The organism is Phenylobacterium sp. (assembly GCF_035276905.1).
Taxonomy (GTDB): domain Bacteria; phylum Pseudomonadota; class Alphaproteobacteria; order Caulobacterales; family Caulobacteraceae; genus Phenylobacterium.
Genome location: NZ_DATELG010000356.1, coordinates 1 through 11,714, shown reverse-complemented (window position 1 = coordinate 11,714; position 11,714 = coordinate 1). Strand labels below are relative to the sequence as shown.

13 protein-coding genes are annotated in these 11,714 nt (G+C 69.5%); 8 read left to right on the top strand and 5 right to left on the bottom strand.

Annotated features, from left to right (window positions below):
* Positions 1 to 177 precede the first annotated feature (177 nt).
* From VJS38_RS16925 to folE, 3 genes are all read right to left on the bottom strand, one after another.
* Positions 178 to 1,062 (bottom strand): alpha/beta hydrolase, encoded by an 885-nt coding sequence (locus tag VJS38_RS16925; protein ID WP_324089322.1) that lies wholly within the window; start codon positions 1,060 to 1,062, stop codon positions 178 to 180.
* A gap of 75 nt (positions 1,063 to 1,137) precedes the next feature.
* On the bottom strand, positions 1,138 to 2,034 hold the full coding sequence (locus VJS38_RS16920; protein WP_324089321.1) for a M23 family metallopeptidase: 897 nt from the start codon (positions 2,032 to 2,034) through the stop codon (positions 1,138 to 1,140).
* A 257-nt stretch (positions 2,035 to 2,291) separates the two neighbouring features.
* Complete coding sequence (folE, locus tag VJS38_RS16915) at positions 2,292 to 2,885, bottom strand: GTP cyclohydrolase I FolE (RefSeq protein WP_324089320.1); 594 nt, start codon at positions 2,883 to 2,885, stop codon at positions 2,292 to 2,294.
* A 135-nt stretch (positions 2,886 to 3,020) separates the two neighbouring features.
* Between folE and VJS38_RS16910 the strand changes: the two genes are divergently transcribed.
* From VJS38_RS16910 to VJS38_RS16885, 6 genes are all read left to right on the top strand, one after another.
* Positions 3,021 to 3,290: a DUF2312 domain-containing protein gene (locus VJS38_RS16910; protein ID WP_324089319.1), complete on the top strand. Its 270-nt coding sequence runs from the start codon at positions 3,021 to 3,023 to the stop codon at positions 3,288 to 3,290.
* Entirely contained in the window at positions 3,287 to 3,589 is a 303-nt protein-coding gene (locus VJS38_RS16905) for a hypothetical protein (protein ID WP_324089318.1), read from the top strand. The genes VJS38_RS16910 and VJS38_RS16905 overlap by 4 nt, the downstream gene beginning before the upstream one ends.
* Before the next feature lie 165 nt (positions 3,590 to 3,754).
* Complete coding sequence (locus tag VJS38_RS16900) at positions 3,755 to 4,468, top strand: TetR/AcrR family transcriptional regulator (protein ID WP_324089317.1); 714 nt, start codon at positions 3,755 to 3,757, stop codon at positions 4,466 to 4,468.
* Between the two features lie 131 nt (positions 4,469 to 4,599).
* Positions 4,600 to 5,004, top strand: coding sequence for a Zn-ribbon domain-containing OB-fold protein (locus VJS38_RS16895; RefSeq protein WP_324089316.1), 405 nt, complete (start codon positions 4,600 to 4,602; stop codon positions 5,002 to 5,004).
* Between the two features lie 5 nt (positions 5,005 to 5,009).
* Complete coding sequence (locus VJS38_RS16890) at positions 5,010 to 6,170, top strand: thiolase family protein (RefSeq protein ID WP_324089315.1); 1,161 nt, start codon at positions 5,010 to 5,012, stop codon at positions 6,168 to 6,170.
* Between the two features lie 79 nt (positions 6,171 to 6,249).
* A complete protein-coding gene (locus VJS38_RS16885; RefSeq protein WP_324089314.1) occupies positions 6,250 to 7,059 on the top strand; it encodes an enoyl-CoA hydratase/isomerase family protein in 810 nt (269 codons plus the stop codon).
* Between the two features lie 22 nt (positions 7,060 to 7,081).
* On the opposite strand, the gene VJS38_RS16880 is transcribed toward VJS38_RS16885, so the two are convergent.
* Positions 7,082 to 7,870, bottom strand: coding sequence for an IclR family transcriptional regulator (locus VJS38_RS16880; protein WP_324089313.1), 789 nt, complete (start codon positions 7,868 to 7,870; stop codon positions 7,082 to 7,084).
* A gap of 97 nt (positions 7,871 to 7,967) precedes the next feature.
* On the bottom strand, positions 7,968 to 9,776 hold the full coding sequence (locus tag VJS38_RS16875; protein ID WP_324089312.1) for a calcium-binding protein: 1,809 nt from the start codon (positions 9,774 to 9,776) through the stop codon (positions 7,968 to 7,970).
* Positions 9,777 to 10,210: 434 nt separating this feature from the next.
* Between VJS38_RS16875 and VJS38_RS16870 the strand changes: the two genes are divergently transcribed.
* Both VJS38_RS16870 and VJS38_RS16865 read left to right on the top strand, forming a co-directional pair.
* Positions 10,211 to 10,522 carry a hypothetical protein gene (locus tag VJS38_RS16870; RefSeq protein ID WP_324089311.1) on the top strand — a complete coding sequence of 104 codons (312 nt, stop codon included), beginning with the start codon at positions 10,211 to 10,213 and terminating at the stop codon, positions 10,520 to 10,522.
* Between the two features lie 139 nt (positions 10,523 to 10,661).
* Entirely contained in the window at positions 10,662 to 11,465 is an 804-nt protein-coding gene (locus tag VJS38_RS16865) for a universal stress protein (RefSeq protein WP_324089310.1), read from the top strand.
* Positions 11,466 to 11,714 lie beyond the last annotated feature (249 nt).

Below are 11,714 nucleotides of genomic sequence, written 5' to 3'. Positions count from 1 at the left end.
AGCAGCGCGTCTTGGCGACCTGGCCGGCGGCGGCGCGCGGCGTCCTGCCGGCGATCGTCGATTCCGAGGGCGGGGTCAGCTGTCCGCTGCTGGGCGCCTCGCCGGCGGGGGCCCACCCCCTGGTCGAAGCGCGGCTGCTTGCGGCGGCGGGGCTCGTCGTGCGGGAGGACTGAAGGCCTACGCCGTGACCGCCGCGAACCCCCGCGCATGCAGCACGTGCTCCACCCCACGCACCACCGGGTCGGCGAACTTGCCGCCGAGGATGCTGGAGTGGGTGGCGCGGGCGACGTGCTCGACGTAGCCCTGGTCGGAGGTCAGCGCCGGGATCGCCTGCAGCGCCTTCAGATGCGGCGCGCTTCGCTCGGCGCCGGCGGTGAGCACGGCCACCGGCATCTGCGGCGGAAACTCGGCCTCGGCCGCCTGGTCCGAGGTGGCCGGCCACCAGGCGACCTCCTCGGCCGCGCCGTGGGCGTGCGGACCCCAGCCGTGGATCCACCGCTTTTCGGCCGCCGCCGCGCCGCTCAGGCCGATCAGGTTGCCGGTGATGAACGACACCGGCCGCATCATGCCGTATCGCGCGCCGTGCGCCACCCAGCGCAGCGCCCGGCCATAGGCCCGCACGGCGCCGGGACCGGCGCGGGTCTTCATGATGTCGGGGGTGACCGCGTCCACCAGCACCACGCCCGCCGACTGGTCGGGATGGGTGAGCGCGAACAGCCGCACCATCAGCCCGCCCATCGAATGGCCGACCAGGACATAGGGGCCCGGCTCGTCCAACTCGCGCAGCAGCGCCGCCAGGTCGGCGATGATCGCCCGGCCGTCGCGCGGCCTGGGGCCGGGATCGGAATGGCCCAGGCCGGCCCGGTCGTAGGCCAGGCTGCGCAGGCCCTTGGCGCTCAGCCGCTCCTGCACCACCGTCCAGTCCGTGGCGCAGCCGAAGGCTCCGTGCTCGAGCACGACGGTCGGACGATCGCTGCGCGGGCCGGCGCGGACCACGCGCAGCGCGCGACCGCCGAGGTCGATTTTCTCGCCTCGATAGGGCGGACGCTGAGACGGGGACATCGGACGGAAGAACGCCTCAGCCTGAGGAACCAACCTTCAGTCCAGATAGGCGCCGCGGGCGCGGCCGTCGAGCCCCTATTCGCGCAGCCGCAGGCGAGCGTGCGGCCGGCCGTGCGCGACGCGGCCCCGCGCGACCACGGCGTTGGCGTCGACGGCGGAGTCGGCGGCGTTCGGGGAAAGGTCGGCGAGCGTCGCCGAGGCGGCGTCGGCGGCGGCGTTCGAGGCGGCCGCCTCGTCGAGCTTGGCCTGCATCTCCTCGCGCTTGGCCTTGGGGATGTTCGACACATAGGCGACCCGCACCCCGCGCGGGATCCTGGCCGCCGCCCGCAGCGGCAAGTCCTCGGCGGCGGCGAAGCTGCGGCCGATGAACAGGGCGGGATTGAGCGGCCGGCCCTGGTCGTCGCGGACCTCGAAATGCAGGTGGGCGCCGGTCGAGCTGCCGGTGGAGCCGAGCTCGCCCAGCGGCGTGCCGGCCTTCACCGCCATGCCGACGGCGACCTGCGGCTGGAAGCGGCCGAGATGGGCGTAGAGCGTCGTCAGGCCGCCGGCGTGCTTGAGCTCGACGAAGCGGCCGTAGCCGGCGTCGGCCTCCATCCGCGTCACCACGCCGTCCGCGGCGGCCAGCACCGGCAGGCCGGCCGGGGCGGCGATGTCGATTCCCGCGTGCAGCCGGCCCGAAGCCTCCCACGGCAGCTGCCTGAGGCCGAAGGGCGAGACCACAGCATAGCCGGGCTCGGGGTCCTGGAAGGCGAGGAAGGCGGCCGGCGCGGCCGGCGGCGCGAGTGCGCCCCGGACCACCTGGACCGGCCTCTGCCGCGAAAACAGCGGGCTGCCCTCGAACCGCGGCAGGGCGGCGTGGGCGGCGGTGATCAGGCAGAGCGCCGCCCCGCCGCCGAAAAGCGCGTCGATCAGCCCGCGGCGCGCACGCTCCGTGCGGGCTCTTCGATCGGCGGCGGAATGACCGTCAGCCACAGCGGCGTCGGTTGGGGGGATATCCGTCACGCGGGCGCCTCCCAGTACTGCGGTACGCTTGAAGTGGATCGCCGTGGTGACGCAAAGCCAAGCCGAGCCGCGCGCCAGGGCGAAGACGATTAACGCGGCAGTCCTGTATGCGAAAATCCGCGGAGGCGCGACTCTCTATTCTCAGGAAAGTTCACAGCTTGACCGTAGACATCCTGGCGGATGTTGGCTCTTCACTCGGCCCAACGAAGCTTCACCGGAATCTGCTGTTAGCGCTCGCCGTTGCGCACCAGCTCAAGGAATTCCTGGCGCGTCCGCGGGTCGTCGCGCACCACGCCCAGCAGGCTCGAGGTGGTCAGGCGCGAGCCCGGGGTGTTGACCCCGCGCATGGTCATGCAGCTGTGCTCGGAGACGATCACGACGCCGACTCCCTTGGGTTTCAGGATGTCCTGAATGGCGTCGGCGATCTCGGCCGTCAGCTTCTCCTGGATCTGCAGCCGGCGGGCGAAGCCGTTCACCACCCGCGCCAGCTTGGAGATGCCCACCACCCGGTCGGCCGGCAGATAGCCGACGTGGGCCTTGCCGAGGAACGGCAGCATGTGGTGTTCGCAGAAGCTGACCACCCGGATGTCGCGCAGCACGACCAGTTCGTCGTAGCCGCCCACCTCCTCGAAGGTGCGCTCCAGGTATTCGCGCGGATCGGCCTCATAGCCGGCGAACAGCTCGCGATAGGCCTTGACCACCCGCGCCGGCGTCTCCAGCAGGCCCTCGCGCGCTGGGTCGTCGCCGGCCCATTTGATCAGGGTCCGAACCGCCGCCTCGGCTTCCTCCTGCGTCGGGCGCTGGATCATGTCGTCGGACATCGAAATTCTCCCGCGGCGATCCGCCTCAACGTTCCAGCCGAAGTCAAGGTTCAAGGTGCGGATGACAGGCGGGAAAGGCGCCGCTAGGTTCCCGCGCTTTCCGACACCTAGACCTTAGCTTAGAGGCTTCGACCCATGGCCGACGACGCCGCCCCCCATGCCGACGTGCTGAACGGCACGGCCCAGACCCAGCTGAAGAGCATCATCGAGCGCGTCGAGCGGCTGGAGCAGGAGAAGGCCGAGGTCGCCGAACAGATCAAGGAAGTCTTCGCCGAGGCCAAGGGCAACGGCTTCGACGTCAAGGTGCTGCGCAAGATCGTCCGCATCCGCAAGCAGGACCGCGCCAAGCGGATGGAGGAGGAGGCGATCCTCGACCTCTATCTCTCGGCGCTCGGCGAGGTTTGAAGCGCAAGCTTCCCGATCCACGGGCGCAGGCCAAGCGTGCTGCGCTGAGTGCGCTGAAGCGCGCCCGCCGCCAGGCGGAGCGCGCCGGCGTCAAGCTTTCCGACTGGGAGGGCGAGTTCCTGGGCTCCGTCGAAGACCGGCTGAAGACCTTCGGCCGGGCCTTCGGCGACCCGGAGAAGGGCGGCCCCGGCGAGGCGCTCTCGGCCCTCCAGCGCGTCAAGCTGAAGGAGATCGCCGGCAAGGCCAAGGGCGAGACGCCCGGCTTTCGGCGCGGCCGCAAAGCTGAACCCGACGAATAAAGACCCGAAAACCAACGGCTGGGGGCCGAGCGGGGGCGCCGCCAAGTATCGCAGACACGATGCGCAAGGGCTTGTGAACTTCCGCATGCCCTGCGCAACCATGCGTCCAGGCGTAAGGCGCCCCGGCGCGCCGCCTCCTGCCGGTTCACGGAGAGCCATTCCGAGATGACCAAAGCGCAGCCCTCCGCCGCCGAGCGGGAATCGCTGAGCCACAACCTGCTCGGCCAGAGGCTCGGGCGGAAGGGCCGCGACACGCGCGACCGGATCATCGCCGCGACCGAGAAGCTGCTGGCGGAGCCGCCCGGCACGGCGATCTCGCTGAGCGCCGTGGCCCGCGAGGCCTCGCTCGGGATGACCACGCTCTACCTCTATTTCAGCGACCTGCCGGAGCTGCTCCTCGCGGTGCTGGCGCCGATCATGGAGACCGGCCAGCAGACCTATATCGCCTCGATGCGCGAGCGCTGGCCCGACGAGGAGCTGGGCGAGCGGTGCCTGCGCTTCGTTCAGGCCTATTACGCCTTCTGGGTCCGCAACTCGCGGATCCTGCACCTGCGCAACGCCTACGCCGACAACAACGACGAGCGGATGCGCCAGAGCCGGGTCGATTCCGCGCGGATGATCATCGACCTGATGGTCGAGCAGATGGACGCTCAGCCCATCCTCTCCCTGACGGAACGCTCGCCGGCTCATTCCATGGCCACGGTCCTGCTGACCGGCATCGAGCGGATGATCACCGTGGCGACGGACGCCAATTTCCGCAACTTCGCCCCCGGCGACCCCGACCCCTGGATCCGCAGCCTGATGCAGGCCGAGGCGCGGCTGCTGCAGCTGGCCATCGTCGACGGCCGGGCCATGGCCCGCATCCAGGCCAACGGCTGAGGCCCGCGCCGGGCAGATCGCAGTGGCGGTTTTCGCGGCGGCGGGGTCGGACGCACATTGTCTTGGCGAAGGCGCGCCGCGACATTCCCCCCGGCGAGAGGCGCGCAAGTCAAATGTGGGACGTCTGACGCATGGCTTCACCTAGGGCGCTTCCTCTACTCGACACCGACAACCGCGCCTTCTGGACGGGCGGGGCCGAAGGCGAGCTTCGCATCTGCCACTGCCGCGACTGCGACGGCTGGATCCATCCGCCGCAGCCGCTCTGCCGCCACTGTCTCTCCGAGAACGTGGCGCCGGAGGCGGTCCCCGGCACAGGCGTGATCGACACCTTCACGGTGAACCACCAGGCCTGGGCCCCCGGCATGGAGGCGCCCTTCGTGATCGCCCGCGTCGCCCTCGACGGCGCGCCGGGGGTCATCCTGACCACCAACATCGTGGGCTGCGCGGTGGACGAGGTGGAGTTCGGCGACCGCGTGCGCGTGGTCTTCGAACAGCACGAAGACGTCTGGATCCCGCTGTTCGAAAAGGCGGCTTGAAGACGATGGCGAGCCGCGAGGCCTACATCACCGGCGTCGGCCAGTCTCAGATCGGCCAGAAGCTGACCCGCCACCCGCTGCTGCTCACCCTCGACGCCTTCAAGGAGGCGCTGGACGAAGCGGGCCTCACCGTCGACCAGATCGACGGGGTCGCCACCTATCCGGGCCGCATGGGCGGCTATCTCGGCTTCTCGCCGGTCGGCGCCGACGACGTCGTCGAGGCCTTCGGCATCAAGGCCAGGTGGCGGCTCGGCGGGATAGAGCTCTCGGCCCAGCTGGGCGCGATCGCCGCGGCCGCCGACGCGGTCAAGGCCGGCCACGCCCGCCACGTGATGTGCTTCCGCACCGTCTACGAGGCCGCCGCCATGGCCCGGCCGGACGAGTACCCGACGCCCAAGCGCGGCCGGGTCGACGGCATGAGCCAATGGACGGCGCCGTTCAACGCCGCCTCGGCGGTCACCTGGGTGGCGCAGTACGCCATGCGCCACGTCAAGACGTACGGCCTGACCCGCGAGCAGCTGGCGCAGATCGCGCTCACCGACCGGGCGAACGCGCTTTTGAACCCGCGGGCCCTTGTGCGCGAGCCGCTGAGCATGGACCAGTACATGGCGGCGCGGATGATCTCCTCGCCGCTGTGCCTGTTCGACTGCGACCGCTTCTCCGACGCCTCGACGGTGGTGATCGTCTCCGCCGGCGAGGCGGTGGACGAGGTCAAGTGCAAGCCGATTCGCATCGCCGCCTCCGCCGGCGCGGTGGATCGCGACAGCTGGGACCAGGCCGAGTGGATGGCCAGCTACGCCACCGGCCGCGAGCTGTGGAAGCAGACCGACTACCGGCCCAAGGACGTCGACACCGTCCAATTCTACGACGGTTTCGCTTTCCTGGCGCTGAGCTGGTTCGAGGCTTTGGGCTTCTGCGAGGTGGGCGAGGGCGGCCGTTTCATCGAGGGCGGCAAGCGCATCGCTCTAGACGGCGAGCTGCCGTTCAACACCTTCGGCGGCCAGATCGGCGCCGGGCGGCTGCACGGCTTCGGCTTCGCCCACGAGGCGGTGACCCAGCTGCGCGGCAGCGCCGGCGCGCGGCAGATCGCCGGCGAGCCCAAGGTGGCCGTGGCGACCTCCGGCGGCGGCCCGCTGGCCACCGCCCTCCTGCTGGCGCGGGACTGAGGTCATGAGCGGACCGGCCCTGGCTCGAAAGCCTCCGCCGTCGACGAGAAGGCGCAGCCGCGCCAAGTAAGGAACCCACATGTCCGAAGAAGCGCCCCACCTGCTGACCGAAGAGGTCGACGGCATCCTGATCGCCACCCTCAACCGGCCGGAGAAGCTGAACGCCATCACCGCCCAGATGATGCAGCTGTTCGAGCAGGCGCTCTTGCGGTTCCGCGACACGCCGGAGCTGAAGGTGATGCTGATCCGCTCCACCGGACGCTATTTCTGCTCCGGCGCCGACCTGCGCAGCGGCAGTTCGTCGGGCGTCGGGCGGACCGCCTCGGAAATCCGCGAGACCCACCGCCTCGGCCTGAACGGCATGCAGCGGATCTATGACGAGATGGAGCATATCGAAAAGCCGATCGTCGCGGCCCACCACGCCGCCTGCGTCGGCGGCGGCCTGGAGATGTCGCTGTCGGCCGACTTCCGCTTGGCGGCCAAGAGCGCCGAATACGGCTTCCCCGAAGGGCTGTTCGGCGTGCTGCCGGCGTCCAACGGCGTCAGCCGCCTGACCCGGATCTGCGGCGCCCACTGGGCGCGCTACCTGATCATGGCTAACCTGCGCGCCGACGCCGAGAAGGCCCTCTACATGGGCCTGGTGCACGAGGTCTTTCCGGACGAGACGTTCGAAGAAGACGTGATGAGCTTCTGCCGTCACCTGGCCGAGCAGAACCCCGAGCAGATGGGCGCCGCCAAGCTGGCCATCGAGCTCGCCAGCGAGGTCGGCCGCGACCAAGGCCGGCACGTCGAGCGCCTGGCCAACAGCGCGCTGATGCTGAACCCCAGCTACCTGGAAGGCATGGCCAGGTACGTCCAGGGTGTCGGCAAGGGCGGCGATAAGGCGTAGGCGTCGGCGCCGAAACGCCCCCTCAGAGCGGCAGGCGGATCTTGTCGGCCGCCTCTACGCACTCCTGCACGGCCTTCTGCAGCATGGCGACCAGGGTCTGCGGCTCGGCGCCCTGGCCGGGCTCGTAGACCAGGCCCACGACCATCGGGCGCTCGCCGGCCTCGGTGGGCAGCAGCACCGCGCACATCTGGGCCGTGGCGCCGAAGCCGGCGGGACCGATTGCATGGCCCTGGCGGGCCGAGGTCTCGATCCGCTCGCGCAGCTCGGCGGTATTGAAGATGTTCTCCTCGGTGGCCTCGGCGCGCAGCCGGCGCAGCACGCCCTCGCGCCGCTCGACGGGCAGGGTGGAGAGCAGCAGCCAGCCGGCGGCGCTCTCGCTCAGCGGGCCCAGCACGCCGCCGGAGAGGCCGTTGGGCAGGGAGGTGGTGATCGGCTGGGCCCCCGGCATCCAGCGGAACATCTGCACCTGCAGGCCGACCATGCCCATCACCGCCGTGCCCTGGCCGGTCTGGGCCATCAGCCTGTCCATGGTCATCGACAGCCGGCCGTCGCGCACCAGGCTGGGCTGGCATTGCGAGCCCAGCATCGCCGCGCGCGGCGTCGGCGTGAAGGAGCGCGAGCTGGGGTCCTTATAGAGCAGGCCCATCTCGACCAGGATCGCCAGGAGCTCCGAGGTGCTGGATTGCGGCCGCTTGTAGCGCCGGGCGATGTCCATGACCGTCGCGTGGCGGTTCTGCTCGTCGAAGAACTCCAGCACCTCGACGACGCGACGCGCGGTTTTCGCCTTGTTGGGATCCAGGACCGTCGTCATCGCGCGCGCACCTCCCCGCTTTTGTCCGAGGGTTGCGCCAGGCTGCAGACCCTGTCAACGAAAAATGAGAGGGTCTCGTTTGCGGGGTCGCGAGAGGTCAGCTCACGAACAGCCAGCCGCTGGTGAGCGAGCTCAGCTGGGTGTTCTGAAGGATCATCTCGCCGCCGCCGACCATGTCGATGTGGACGTCCGCGCCGGCCTGGGCGACGCAGTACTGCGTGCCGTGATCGATCCGGATGCGGTCGCCTTCCGAGCGGTGGAAGTCGGTGACGATCGAGGTCCCCATGCCGGCCGCGCCGCGGAAGATGTCGGCGCCGGCGCCGCCGGTCAGAATGTCGAGGCCGATGTCGCCGGAGAGGAAGTCGTTGCCGGCGCCTCCCATGAGCACGTCATTCCCGCCGTCGCCGCGGAGGGTGTCGCCGCCCGCACTCGCCAGCAGGGTGTCGTTCCCGAGGTCGCCGAACAGGAAATTGTGGACCTTGGACTGGACGGCCGTGATCAGGTCGTTCCCCTGGCCGCCCAGCAGCTGGTCGCCGGTCAGCGAGCGGCCGATGATGGTGTCGTCGCCGGCGTCGCCGTGCAGGCTGCTGTATCCCGACCCGCCGATGATCAGGTCCGCGCCGGCCAGGCCGTGGAGGTTGTTCGACTGGCCGTCCGGAGCGATCAGGGTGTCCGCGTTCGCCGTGCCCTGGGTGGCGCCGACGGCGCCGAGCTTGATGATCAACGGGTGGTCGGCGACCGTCACCGTGATGGCGCTGGTCGCCTCGCCGGAGCTGATCGCGCTGGCCCCGATCAGCGGGTCGTAAACCGAATAGCCCACGACCGGCGCGGATAGGGTCACGGTCGCCGTCTGCGAGGAGGCCGCGATCTCCTGGCCGGCGGCGGGATCCCAGATCTTCGGCTCGGCCCACACGACTATGTCGTAGGTCCCGTCGGCGTTTTGCAGCATCGTCGTGTGGCCGTTCGCGGCGAGGCCCGAGACGTCGTAGGTCAGCGGCGTGCTCTGGGTCGCGACGGCGCCTGCGCCTGCGGCGCGCAGGATGGTCGTCAGGTTGTGGATGGCCGTGGCGGCGGGCTTCGCTGCCCCGGTGTAGTCGAACAGTCCCCAGCCATGGTCGCCCTGCGCCGACCCCGGCGCGTAGGCGTCCATCAGCTCGTAGAGATAGGTCTTCGAGATCCCCTGCGCAGCGGTGTCGAAGAGCAGGTCGAGCGTATACTTGGCCTGCACGCCAGGGCTGACCTCGGCGGTCGAATAGCCGGTCTCGGTGTAGACCGCCGGCGCGGCCGGGTTCGTGGTGTTGATCAGCGAACCGCGGGCGACCCACCACGCCGGCGGCTGGCCGCCCCGCGGGTAAGGGTGCTGGTTGTCGAAGTCCGCCAGGCCCGGGGTGCGGCTCGGGTCGGGGCCCCGGCCGGTCGCGCCCTCGCCGTAGCCGGTGAAATAGTCGACCGCCACATTGGCCAGCGTCGCATCGGAATGGACGCTGGCGTAGATCGCCGCCTGCAGGTCGAGCGCGCCTTGCAGGCCGCCGACGCCGTTGAAGATGACCGGAGCGGCGTTGACCTCGTTGGGGCCTTCGAGCGCCACGATCGCGCCCGGGACGGCGGTCTGCAGGCGGTCGTCGAGCGCCAGGGCCGCGGCCAGATCCGCCGAGGTCGCGGCCTTGGTCACCAGGGTGAAGTGGATCCCGGCCTTCGCCGCCGTCACATAGCTCGACAACGGGGCCGAACCCTTCGCGCCGTTGCTGAGGCCGTCGCGGACCTGGTCGAGGCCGAGATACTGCAGGTCGGCGATGACGTTGGCGATCTTGCCGTAGCCGCCGTCGGTGAAGGCGATGTGCGTATCGACGCCGATCCCGGCGAGAAAGGCGCCCGTCGAAAGGGCGTTCGAACTTGAACCCTGCATGCCGTTGTCTCCGTGGCGCATCGCCTGGCGAAGTTCATACGCAGGGGCCGTGATTAATATTTTGGGCAATCTCTGGTGGAAAACCGACGTCAAGGGGGCGTATAGCCAAAATATGTTCGATCAATGTAGAGTGGAATCCATCTTTGCAGGTGCACGAGTCATGCTAGGTAACGGATAAAGACAGTATAAGTGCTTCCGAATATGGGAGATATTGTCCGATTGGTGTCTATTATGCGTAATATTTCGGCGATTCCATAAGTAATGGATCGCCGCGGCGAAGCCGACCTTTGGAAGGTCCGGGAGGGGTGGGGCGCCCCTTGAGCATGCCCATTTGAACCTTGCCGCCCGCACGCGGAATTAGCGCGCACGGCTTGGGCCGTCGGCCCGCAGGGCTGGGAGGGCTCGCAACCTGACGGAGTCAGGAGGAGAACGCCATGAACCTCAACGGCATGAAGCGTATCGTCGCGCCGGCCATGCTCGGCGCGTCCTTGCTCGCAGCGCCCGGCCTGGCCTTGGCCGGCAACGTCCACCTTTCAACGGGGATGAAGGGCCAGCCCAGCCAGACGATCGGCTCCCCTCAGACCGGCAGCGTCACGCCGGGCCACGCCAGCACGGCCCCGGGTTCGGCCTTCAACCCGAGCGGGAACGCGGGAACCCACTACGCGGGCACGCAACCGCAGAACTCCAACAATCCGAAAAGCGTGTCTCAGTACGACGTGGCCGGCTTCCAGCAGTCTCACAAGTGACGAATTGCGCATAGCAGAGCCGTCGGGGGCGGCGGCTTCGGCTTCTCCGAGCGAAGGAACCGAAGCTGCGCCCCTGGCGCTTTGGTGGGGCATCGCTCCAATTCCTGGCGCGGGCTGAACGAGTGTCAGGAGCGGGCGCATGCTCATCGTGCATCCCACGGACCTCCTTGCGGTCAGCGAGGGCGCGTTCGATCATGCCCTGAAGCTGGCGCTGGCCGAGCGCGGCCGGCTGGCCCTGGTGCACGCCCACACCTACGCCGCCGAGGAAATCCCCGAACTCAGCGACTTCCCCCACGTGCGCGACACCCTGACCCGCTGGGGCCTCTTGCCGCCCGGCGCCCCGCAGAGCGACGTCGGCGAAAAGCTGGGCCTGCAGGTCAGCAAGGGGGAGATCCGCGCCGTCGATCCCGAGGCCGCCCTGGCCAAGCTGGTCAATGACCATGGCGCGGACATGATCGTGCTCGGCACCCGGGCGCTGGAGGGACTGGAGCGGCTGCGCAAGGGCTCGTTCTCGCAAGCGCTCGCCCGCGAGGCCAAGCGGCCGGCGCTGTTCGTCCCGAAGGACGCCGAGGGGTTCGTGAACGGCCAGGACGGCGCGGTGCGGCTGAAGAACGTGCTGATCCCCGTCGACGACGACCCGGAGCCTGCGGCCGCGATCGCGGTGGCGCGGGGGCTGAGCCGGACGCTCGGGCAGGAGACGCGCTTCCACCTGCTGCACGTCGGCCAGGCGATGCCGCCGCACGGGGCCAAGGAGGTGAACGAGATCGTCCGTTCGGGGCCCGTCGTCGAGACGATCGTCGAGGTCGCCGACGAGGTCCGCGCCGACCTGATCGTCATGGCCACCGCCGGTCACAAGAGCTTCCTCGACGCCATCCGCGGCAGCACCACCGAGGAGGTGCTGGTGAAGGCCAAGCGCGCCCTGCTGGCGGTGCCGGCGGTGTGAGCGGGGAGGGGTAGAGCCTCCCCTTTCGCGGTCATCCCGCCTGTCGTCGGCGTCCGCCCGACCCGTTGGGGGCCGGCGCCGGGGCGCGCTGTCCCTCCCGATCGAGGGGCAGATGAAAAAAAAGCCGCGCCCGAAGGCGCGGCAGTCATAGGGAGGAAACGCCCAGAATGGGCAGCCCCAATCTGAACAATGCTTAGACGATTTGCAAGCGGAATTTGCGCTGCGGCGCGAAATTTTTTTTGCAGTGCG